Source organism: Streptomyces boncukensis, from assembly GCF_011045075.1.
Lineage (GTDB): Bacteria > Actinomycetota > Actinomycetes > Streptomycetales > Streptomycetaceae > Streptomyces > Streptomyces boncukensis.
Genome location: NZ_JAAKZZ010000287.1, coordinates 1 through 9,550, shown reverse-complemented (window position 1 = coordinate 9,550; position 9,550 = coordinate 1). Strand labels below are relative to the sequence as shown.

Here is a 9,550-nt window from a genome sequence, read left to right as displayed (position 1 = left end):
GCCGTGCGGGGGGCGGGTTCCGGGTGGCCGCGAGCGTGCCGCTGCCCCCGGGCGAGCACGAGGAGGCAGGGGCCCGATGACACCGGACGGCGAGCGCCGTCTCACCGTACTGATCGCCGACGACCAGCCGCTCGTACGCCGCGGGCTGGCGCTCGTCCTGCGCGCCGACCCGGGCATCGAGGTGGTGGGCGAGGCGGGGGACGGCGAGCAGGCCGTCGCCGCCGCCCACCGGCTGCGTCCGCGCGCGGTGCTGATGGACATCCGGATGCCCGTGCTCGACGGCGTCCGGGCCACGGCGCGGCTGACCGCCGAGCTGCCGGAGTGCCGGGTGCTGGCGCTGAGCACCTTCGACCAGGACGAGTACGTGGTACGGGCGCTGCGCGCCGGAGCCACCGGGTTCCTGCCCAAGGACATCTCCCCCGAGGACCTGGCCGCCGCGCTGCACACCGTCGACAGGGGCGAGGCCGTGGTGGCGCCCCGGCTGCTCACCCGCCTCATCGCCGCGTACGTGACCGCGGAGCCGCCCGCCGCGCCCGGCACGGCGCCCGCGGCGGCGCCCGCGCTGTCCGCGCTCACCCCGCGCGAGGTCGAGGTGCTGCGGCAGGTCGCCGCCGGCCTGGACAACGCCGAGATCGCGCGGACGCTGCGGATCGGCGTGCAGACCGTCAAGAACCACGTCACCGCGGTCTTCGCCAAGCTGGGGGTGCGGGACCGCGCGCAGGCCGTCATCGTCGCGTACGAGACCGGCCTGGTGCGGCCGGGCCGTACCGGCTGAGGCCCCGCGCCCGGGGTACGTCCACCATGTGAATTCCCCGTCCGGATCCTGGGCGGGAGGCGTAGGGTCGGCACCGAGCCGCTGCGCGCTTCCGGGAGACGCCGCCCGTACCCCAGCCGGACGAGCGGGCCGGTCGGGGCCCACCGGACGTCGCGCGGCGCACCTGAAGGACCTGAACGAAGCGAACGAAGCGAACGAAGCGCGTACAGAGGGAGGGGCAGCCATGCCCGAGCTGAGGTCCCGCACCGTCACCCACGGCCGCAACATGGCGGGGGCGCGAGCCCTGATGCAGGCGTCGGGCGTAGCGCGCGAAGACTTCGGCAAGCCCATCGTGGCCGTGGCCAACAGCTTCACCGAGTTCGTGCCGGGTCACACCCACCTCCAGCCGGTGGGCCGCATCGTCTCCGGCGCGGTGAAGGCGGCGGGCGGCATCCCGCGCGAGTTCAACTCGATCGCGGTGGACGACGGCATCGCCATGGGCCACCACGGGATGCTCTACTCGCTGCCCTCCCGCGACCTGATCGCGGACAGTGTCGAGTACATGGTCGAGGCGCACTGTGCGGACGCCCTGATCTGCATCTCCAACTGCGACAAGATCACTCCCGGGATGCTGATGGCCGCGATGCGGCTCAACATCCCCACCGTCTTCGTCTCCGGCGGCCCCATGGAGTCCGGCACCGCCACCCTCGTCGACGGCACGGTCCGCAAGCTGGACCTGATCACCGCGATCTCCGAGTCGGCGAACGACGCGGTCTCCGAAGCGGACATGCGGCTGATCGAGGACAACGCCTGCCCGACCTGCGGCTCCTGCTCCGGCATGTTCACCGCCAACTCGATGAACTGCCTCACCGAGGCCCTCGGCCTCGCGCTGCCCGGCAACGGCTCGGTGCTGGCCACCCACACCGCGCGCCGCGCGCTGTACGAGGAGGCGGGCCGTACGGCCGTCGGGACCGCCCGGCGCTACTACGACGAGGACGACGCCACCGTCCTGCCCCGCTCCGTCGGCTCGCGCGCCGCGTTCGAGAACGCCATGGCGCTGGACATCGCCATGGGCGGCTCGACCAACACCATCCTGCACCTGCTGGCGGCGGCCGAAGAGGCCGAGCTGGACTTCACCATGGCGGACATCGACGCCCTCTCGCGCCGGCTGCCGTGCCTGTGCAAGGTCGCCCCGAACGCCGCGCCCTCCGGCACGTACTACATGGAGGACGTGCACCGCGCGGGCGGCATCCCGGCCATCCTGGGCGAGCTGGACCGCGCCGGCCTGCTCAACCAGGACGTGCACGCCGTGCACTCCCCGTCGCTGGCCGACTGGCTCAAGGGCTGGGACATCCGCGGCGGCTCCCCCTCCCCGCAGGCGGTGGAGCTCTTCCACGCCGCGCCCGGCTGCGTCCGCTCGGCGGAGGCGTTCTCGCAGTCCGAACGCTGGGAGGCGCTGGACACCGACGCGGAGGCGGGCTGCATCCGCGATGCCGCGCACGCCTACTCGGCGGAGGGCGGGCTGGCCGTCCTGTACGGCAACCTCGCGGAGAACGGCTGCGTGGTGAAGACGGCCGGCGTCGACGAGTCCATCCTGACCTTCACCGGGCCGGCCGTGGTGTGCGAGTCGCAGGACGAGGCGGTGGAGCGGATCCTGGCCAAGGAGGTCAAGGAGGGCGACGTCGTCGTCATCCGCTACGAGGGGCCGCGGGGCGGGCCCGGCATGCAGGAGATGCTCTACCCCACCTCCTTCCTGAAGGGCCGCGGCCTCGGCAAGGCGTGCGCCCTGGTCACCGACGGCCGCTTCTCGGGCGGTACGTCCGGCCTGTCCATCGGGCATGTCTCGCCGGAGGCGGCGTCCGGCGGGCTGATCGCGCTCGTCCGGGACGGGGACGAGGTCGCCATCGACATCCCCGGCCGGTCGCTGCGGCTGAACGTGCCGGACGCCGAGCTGGAGGCCCGGCGCTCGGCGCTCGGCGGCCGCTACGCGCCGGCGACCCGCGACCGCCGGGTCTCCGCGGCGCTGCGCGCGTACGCCGCGATGGCCACCAGCGCCGACCGGGGCGCCGTCCGCGACGTCTCCCGCCTCGGCGGCTGAGCCCCCGGGGGCTGCCCGGAGGACCACGTCCGGGGAGCGATAATCGGAGGGTGAGCGAGACCACCGAGCCCCAGCCCGAGCCCATCCGCTTCTACGGCACCACCTGGGTCGACCACTCGCGCGGCTACGCGCTGCGCCGGGTCGGCCTCGCCCTGGGCGCCCTCCTCACCGCCGCCGCCGGTGCCTTCGTGCTGCGCTTCGCGTACGAGGGCGTCGCGGTGGCCGACATCGGCGCCTGGGCCTCGGTGCTGCTGGTCGCCGCGTTCGCGGTGTGCAGCTCCCTCGCGTTCAGCCGCACGCTCGGCTCGTACACCCGCCGCCCCGAGGAGCGGGCCGAGCGGGACGCCGCGGCCGAGTCCTCGATGCGCAGCATCCGGGCCATCGGCTTCATCGGGGTCCTGCTCGCCTATGCGCTGCGCAGCCTGGTGGAGGCGCCCGGCGAGAAGCTGGCGCGCGGCGAGTACGAGGAGGCGCTGGCCCGGCACGAGCGGCTGCGCTCGGCCCGCAGCGGCAACCCGGCGAGCAAGAAGCGCAAGCGCAAGCGGAAGCAGTGAGCCGGTGCGGTGAGCGGCCGGGGAGTCAGGGGGATCCCTGACTTATCCCCGAGCCGTCCCCGAGTTGTGGCCGGGCGGCTCGACATCCCCAGCCTTCACGTGTCAGCTTTTTCTTACACGCCAACAGGGAAGGGGCCACGGTGAGCGCGGTCGAGACCCTGACGGGAGACGACCTGCTGAAGGTGCTCGCGGCGCTCGGCAATCCGCACCGTATGCGGATCGTCGAGGCGCTCTGCGAGGGCCGGAACTACGTGAGCAGGCTCGCCCGCGAGATCGGAATGAGTCGTCCCCTGCTCCATATGCATCTCCAGCGGCTGGAATCGGCGGGCCTCGTCGTCGGGACGCTGGAGCTGTCGGACAGCGGGAAGGCCATGAAGTTCTTCGAGGTGGTCCCGTTCGCCTATGAGCTGACCCCCGAGGTCATCGCCCATGCGGCCGGAACCCTCAGCGGCGCGGACGAGGCGGACCCCGCGGCGCCCGCGAAGGAAGCAGACCAGGCGGCGCGCGCGAAGGAAGAAGAAGGAGCGAGGACACAGTGAACGAGCACCTCACCTATATCGCGGACGACCCGGCGGGCGTCTGGGCCGCGGGGCTCGGCACAGCGGGGTTCTTCGCGGTCCTGATCGTGATCATCTGGCAGATCGCGGCCACCTGGCGGGCCCGGATGCTGGCATCCCGCGAGCAGCAGTACAAGCAGCTCGCCGAGAAGTACGCCCAGCTGCTGGAGGACAACGTCGAGCTGCACCGCAAGAGCATCGAGGAGCTGACGCAGGCCCGGAGGTCCATCGCCTCCATGGAGAAGATGATGCGCGAAATCGAATAGCCGCATCGCATAGCCGCCCTGCCGCGGCACACAGGTACGGCGTCACACAGGTACAGCGGCACACAGGTACGGCCGGGAGCGGCAACTCCCGGCCGTACAGAAGCCGGCACGAGCGCGAACCGTCACCGCGAAGCCCATCGCGAGCCCACACCCGCACCATAGGAGAGACTACCCGTGTCTGCCCGCAGCGCGGCCCGCCGTCTGGTGACGGCACCCGCAGGCCGCCGTTCGAAATGGCTGATCCTCGGCGCTTGGCTGATCATGGCCGTCGCCCTCGGCCCGCTGGCCGGAAAGCTCGGCGACGTCGAGGACACCGGCGCCAACGCCTTCCTGCCGCGCGGCGCCGAGTCCGCGCAGGTCAACACCGAGCTGGAGAAGTTCCGCGGCGAGGACGAGATCATCCCGGCCGTCGCCGTCTACACCCGCGGCAGCGCCCGTACGACCGCCGCCGACGCCGCCAAGGCGCGCGCCGACCGCGCGGACTTCGCGGCGCACGCCGCGCCCGGCGAGCAGCCGAGCGGCCCCCTCCCGGCGGAGGACGGGCGGGCGCTGATGCTCGTCGTTCCGCTGGCCACCGGCGGGGACACCGACATCACCGACACCCTCAAGGAGCTGCGCACCGTCGCGGCGGCCAACGCCCCACCCGGTCTCGACGTCCGGGTCGGCGGCCCGGCCGGCTCCCTCACCGACAACGTCGAGGTGTTCGACGACCTGGACGTCACCCTGATGCTGGCCACCGGCAGCGTCGTCGCCGTGCTGCTCCTGATCACCTATCGCAGCCCGCTGCTGTGGCTGCTGCCGCTGCTGTCGGTGGGCTTCGCCGCGGTGCTCACGCAGGTCGCCACCTATCTGCTCGCCCGGTATGCCGAACTGCCTGTCGATCCGCAGAGCGCGGGCATCCTGATGGTGCTGGTGTTCGGCGTCGGTACGGACTACGCGCTGCTGCTGATCGCCCGCTACCGCGAGGAGCTGCACGGAATCGAGGACCGGCATGTGGCGATGCGGATCGCGCTGCGCCGCTCCGGCCCCGCCGTGCTGGCCTCGGCGGGCACCATCGCGGCCGGGCTCGCCTGCCTGGCGTTCGCGGACATCAACTCCTCGCGCTCGCTGGGCCTGGTGGGCGCCGTCGGGGTGGTCTGCGCGTTCCTCGCCATGGTCACGGTGCTGCCCGCGCTGCTGGTGTGCACGGGGCGCTGGGTCTTCTGGCCGTTCGTGCCGCGCCACGCCACCCAGCCCCGCCGGGCCCGCGCCGTGTGGTCCCGGATCGGCACGCTGATAGCGGGCCGTCCGCGCTGGTCCTGGCTGCTGTCGATCGGGGTGACCGCGTTGCTGGCGCTGAGCGCGGCCGGTGTCGACCTCGGCCTCACCGAGGAGCAGAAGTTCCAGGACAAGCCGGAGTCCGTCGTCGCGCAGGAGCGGATCTCCGCGCACTACCCGCCGGGCGCCTCCGACCCCGCGACGCTCGTGGTGCCGACCCGGGACCGCGCCGAGGCCGCCGCGGCGGCGCGGGACGTGCCGGGCGTGGCGTCGGTGCGCCCCGAGGACCGTACGGACGACGGGCGGCTCAGCACCCTCGCCGTCACCCTCACCCACGCGCCGGACAGCGAGGCGGCGAAGGACACCGTCGAAGCGCTGCGGTCAGCGGTGGGCTCGAAGGCCCTGGTGGGCGGGACGACGGCGGAGGAGCTGGACACCCGGCAGGCGGCCGGGCGCGATCTGCGCACCGTCATCCCGATCGTGCTGGGCGTGGTGCTGCTGGTGCTGGTGTGGCTGCTGCGGTCGCTGGTGGCACCGCTGATGCTGCTGGCGACGGTGGTGCTGTCCTTCTTCGGCGCACTCGGCGCCTCGAATCTGCTCTTCGAGCACGTGCTCGGGTTCGCCGGGGTGGACTGGACGATTCCGCTGATGGGCTTCGTCTTCCTGGTCGCCCTGGGGATCGACTACAACATCTTCCTCATGACCCGGGTGCGCGAGGAGGTCGCCACGGGAGGCCGCCATGCGAAGGGCGTGCTCGCGGGCCTGACGACGACCGGCGGCGTCATCACCTCGGCCGGCGTCGTGCTCGCGGCGACGTTCGCGGTCTTCGCGGCGATGCCGCTGGTGATGATGGCGCAGCTCGGCGTGCTGGTCGGGCTGGGCGTCCTGCTGGACACCTTCCTGGTCCGCACGGTGCTGGTGCCGTCCCTGGCGCTGGATCTGGGCCGGGTGCTGTGGTGGCCCAGCACGCTGGCCCGGACCGCCGACGCCACCGACGGCGGTCCCGGTACCCGAGGCGCGGAGCCCGCCGACGCCATACGGCCGAGGGCCACCCAGCACCGCTGACCCCCGGCTCTCCGCTCTGCGCTCTCCGCTCGTTGCCGACTCGGCCCCGCCCGGCGCCACCCCCGGGCGGGGCCCTCCCGACCCCTGGAGCGCCTTGACGCGCCGAGAAGCGCGGACCCATAATTCATCACATGATGAATAAGCCTCCGGCGGTCAGCGCGCGCGGGCTGACCGTCGTCCGCGGGGCCCGCACCGTGCTGGACGGCCTGGCCTTCGACGTCGAGCCCGGCAGCGTCACCGGGCTGCTCGGCCCCTCGGGCAGCGGCAAGTCCACGCTCATCCGCGCCATCGTCGGCACCCAGGCCAAGGTCACCGGCACCCTGGACGTGCTCGGCTGGCCCGCGGGCTCGGCCTCCCTGCGCTCCCGCGTCGGCTACGTCACCCAGGCCCCGTCCGTCTACGACGACCTGACGGCCCGCCAGAACCTGGAGTACTTCGCGGCGGTCCTCGGCGTCCCCCGCCGCGAGCGCCCCGAGCAGCGTGACCGGGTGCTGTCGGACGTCGACCTGACAGCCCACGCCGACGACCTCGCGGGCAACCTCTCCGGCGGCCAGCGCTCCCGCGTCTCCCTCGCCGTCGCCCTGCTGGGCACGCCCGAGCTGCTGGTGCTGGACGAGCCGACGGTGGGCCTCGACCCCGTCCTCCGCCGGGACCTGTGGGCCCTCTTCCACCGCCTCGCCGCCGACCGCGGCGTGACCCTGCTCATCTCCTCGCACGTGATGGACGAGGCCGACCGCTGCGAGCAGCTGCTCCTGCTCCGCGAGGGCAGCCTGCTCGCCTCCGGGACCCCGCGCGAGCTCCGCGACCTGACCGGCACGGACACCGTCGAGGACGCCTTTCTCACACTGGTCGACTCGGCCCGGCAGCACGAGTACCCGAGGTGAACACCGCGATGAACGCCACCCGCACCCTGGCCACGTCCCGCAGGGTCCTGCGCCAGCTGAGCCACGACCCGCGCACCATCGGCCTGCTGCTCCTGGTCCCCTTCCTGCTGCTGGTCCTGCTCTACTACGTCTTCGACGCCGACCCGCGGTCCTTCGACAGCATCGGCGCCTCCCTCCTCGGCATCTTCCCGCTGGTGACGATGTTCCTGGTGACGTCGATCGCCACGCTCCGCGAACGGACCACCGGCACCCTGGAGCGGCTGCTGTCCATGCCCCTGGGCAAGGCCGACCTGATCGCGGGCTACGCGCTGGCGTTCGGTGCCCTCGCCGTCGTCCAGGCGTCCCTCGCGACGGGCGTGGCCGTCTGGCTGCTGGATCTGAGAATCGCGGGCTCGCCCTGGCTGCTGCTGCTGGTCGCGCTGCTCGATGCGCTGCTGGGCACGGCGCTGGGGCTCTTCGTCTCCGCGTTCGCGGCGTCGGAGTTCCAGGTCGTCCAGTTCATGCCCGCCGTGATCTTCCCGCAGATCCTGCTGTGCGGGCTGTTCGCGCCGCGCGACTCCATGCAGCCGGTGCTGGAGGCGATCTCCAACGTGCTGCCCATGTCGTACGCGGTGGACGGCATGACCGAGGTGCTGCGGCACACCGACCCCACAGGGGACTTCGTCCGGGACGCCGCCGTGGTCGCGGGCTCGGCGCTCCTGGTCCTCGCGCTCGGCGCCGTCACCCTCCGCCGCCGCACCCCGTAGCCGCCCGCGGTGCGAAAATGCCCGCCATGACCACCCAGAAAGTAGCCGTCCTCGGCACCGGGAAAATCGGCGAGGCCCTCCTCTCCGGCATGCTCCGCGGCGGCTGGCCCGCCGGCCGCCTCCTGGTCACCACCCGCCGCCCCGAGCGGGCCGCGGAACTCCGCGAGCGCTACGCCGTCGAGGCCGTCACCAACCCCGAGGCGGCCAAGGCCGCCGACACGCTCATCCTCACGCCCAAGCCGCAGGACATGCCCGTCCTGCTGGACGAGCTGGCACCGCACCTGCCCGCCGACCGCCTGGTCATCAGCGGCGCGGCGGGCATCACCACCGGCTTCATCGAGCACAAGCTCCCGCCCGGCACCCCCGTCATCCGCGTGATGGCGAACACCCCGGCCCTGGTCGACGAGGCCATGTCCGTCATCTCCCCCGGCACCCACGCCGCCGACGGCCACCTCGCGCTCGCCGACGAGATCTTCACCGGCGTCGGCAAGACCCTGCGCATCCCCGAGTCCCAGCAGGACGCCGCGACGGCCCTCTCCGGCTCCGGCCCCGCCTACTTCTTCTTCCTGGTCGAGGCCATGACCGAGGCCGGCATCCAGCTCGGCCTGCCCCGGGACAAGGCCCACGACCTCATCGTCCAGGCGGCCGTCGGCGCCGCGACCATGCTCCGGGACAGCGGCGAGCACCCCGTCACACTGCGCGAGAACGTCACCTCGCCCGGCGGCACCACCATCAACGCCATCCGCGAGCTGGAGAACCACCGGGTGCGCGCGGCGTTCATCGACGCCATCGAGGCCGCACGGGACCGCAGCCGCGAGCTGGGCGGGCAGTGAGCGGCCGCCCCGGCCGGGGAAACGGATGACCCCCGGCGCATGACCCCGAGTTGACACTGCGAGGGACGGTCCGTAAGGTCTCCCGGGTTGCCAGCGAGCCACCGGCTCAACGGCGACATCCTCCCGCCGCTCAGGCGGGAATCCCACTACGGAAGTACGATCTTCTCCCTTCGCAGGGCTGATTTGGCGTGCCAAATTCCAGGCGAAAGACTCGATTTTGAGTCGGCGGGGAAATCAGCTAAAGTAGTGGACACACCGAAGGGAAGCGCCCGGAGGAAAGCCGAGAGGTTTCCGAAGGAAGCGTCCGTTCCTTGAGAACTCAACAGCGTGCCAAGTAGTCAACGCCAGATTTTTGGTATGCCTCGTCAAGGGGTTTACATAGCGAGGACATTTGTTCTTCGTTGAATGAATTGATGCATTCACGGAGAGTTTGATCCTGGCTCAGGACGAACGCTGGCGGCGTGCTTAACACATGCAAGTCGAACGATGAAGCCGCTTCGGTGGTGGATTAGTGGCGAACGGGTGAGTAACACGTG

Annotated in this window: 9 protein-coding genes and 1 rRNA gene; all 10 read left to right on the top strand. The window is 72.0% G+C overall.

Going from position 1 to position 9,550, the window contains the following annotated elements:
- The first annotated feature begins 76 nt into the window (after nucleotides 1-76).
- Nucleotides 77-775: a response regulator gene (locus G5C65_RS23750; RefSeq protein ID WP_165300948.1), complete on the top strand. Its 699-nt coding sequence runs from the start codon at nucleotides 77-79 to the stop codon at nucleotides 773-775.
- Nucleotides 776-998: 223 nt separating this feature from the next.
- Complete coding sequence (gene ilvD / locus G5C65_RS23745; protein WP_165300947.1) at nucleotides 999-2,852, top strand: dihydroxy-acid dehydratase; 1,854 nt, start codon at nucleotides 999-1,001, stop codon at nucleotides 2,850-2,852.
- A 50-nt stretch (nucleotides 2,853-2,902) separates the two neighbouring features.
- Nucleotides 2,903-3,406: a hypothetical protein gene (locus tag G5C65_RS23740; RefSeq protein ID WP_165300946.1), complete on the top strand. Its 504-nt coding sequence runs from the start codon at nucleotides 2,903-2,905 to the stop codon at nucleotides 3,404-3,406.
- Nucleotides 3,407-3,546: 140 nt separating this feature from the next.
- Nucleotides 3,547-3,945, top strand: coding sequence for an ArsR family transcriptional regulator (locus tag G5C65_RS23735; RefSeq protein ID WP_165300945.1), 399 nt, complete (start codon nucleotides 3,547-3,549; stop codon nucleotides 3,943-3,945).
- Nucleotides 3,942-4,229 carry a hypothetical protein gene (locus G5C65_RS23730; protein ID WP_338146612.1) on the top strand — a complete coding sequence of 96 codons (288 nt, stop codon included), beginning with the start codon at nucleotides 3,942-3,944 and terminating at the stop codon, nucleotides 4,227-4,229. The genes G5C65_RS23735 and G5C65_RS23730 overlap by 4 nt, the downstream gene beginning before the upstream one ends.
- Nucleotides 4,230-4,403: 174 nt before the next feature.
- Nucleotides 4,404-6,551 carry an MMPL family transporter gene (locus tag G5C65_RS23725; protein WP_165300944.1) on the top strand — a complete coding sequence of 716 codons (2,148 nt, stop codon included), beginning with the start codon at nucleotides 4,404-4,406 and terminating at the stop codon, nucleotides 6,549-6,551.
- Nucleotides 6,552-6,682: 131 nt separating this feature from the next.
- The gene (locus tag G5C65_RS23720) at nucleotides 6,683-7,435 is read left to right on the top strand and encodes an ABC transporter ATP-binding protein (RefSeq protein WP_165300943.1); all 753 of its coding nucleotides are present in this window, start codon (nucleotides 6,683-6,685) and stop codon (nucleotides 7,433-7,435) included.
- A gap of 8 nt (nucleotides 7,436-7,443) precedes the next feature.
- Entirely contained in the window at nucleotides 7,444-8,181 is a 738-nt protein-coding gene (locus tag G5C65_RS23715; protein WP_165300942.1) for an ABC transporter permease, read from the top strand.
- Nucleotides 8,182-8,198: 17 nt separating this feature from the next.
- Nucleotides 8,199-9,014, top strand: a complete 816-nt coding sequence (gene proC / locus G5C65_RS23710; RefSeq protein WP_420903355.1) for a pyrroline-5-carboxylate reductase — start codon at nucleotides 8,199-8,201, stop codon at nucleotides 9,012-9,014.
- A 418-nt stretch (nucleotides 9,015-9,432) separates the two neighbouring features.
- Nucleotides 9,433-9,550 (top strand): 16S ribosomal RNA (locus G5C65_RS23705); the annotation flags it as partial.

Excerpts from the sequence above, each read along its gene's own strand:
- G5C65_RS23750 (WP_165300948.1), top strand. The coding sequence starts at position 77 with ATGACACCGGACGGCGAGCGCCGTCTCACCGTACTGATCGCCGACGAC.
- ilvD (WP_165300947.1), top strand. The coding sequence starts at position 999 with ATGCCCGAGCTGAGGTCCCGCACCGTCACCCACGGCCGCAACATGGCG.
- G5C65_RS23720 (WP_165300943.1), top strand. The coding sequence starts at position 6,683 with ATGATGAATAAGCCTCCGGCGGTCAGCGCGCGCGGGCTGACCGTCGTC.
- G5C65_RS23715 (WP_165300942.1), top strand. The coding sequence starts at position 7,444 with ATGAACGCCACCCGCACCCTGGCCACGTCCCGCAGGGTCCTGCGCCAG.
- proC (WP_420903355.1), top strand. The coding sequence starts at position 8,199 with ATGCCCGCCATGACCACCCAGAAAGTAGCCGTCCTCGGCACCGGGAAA.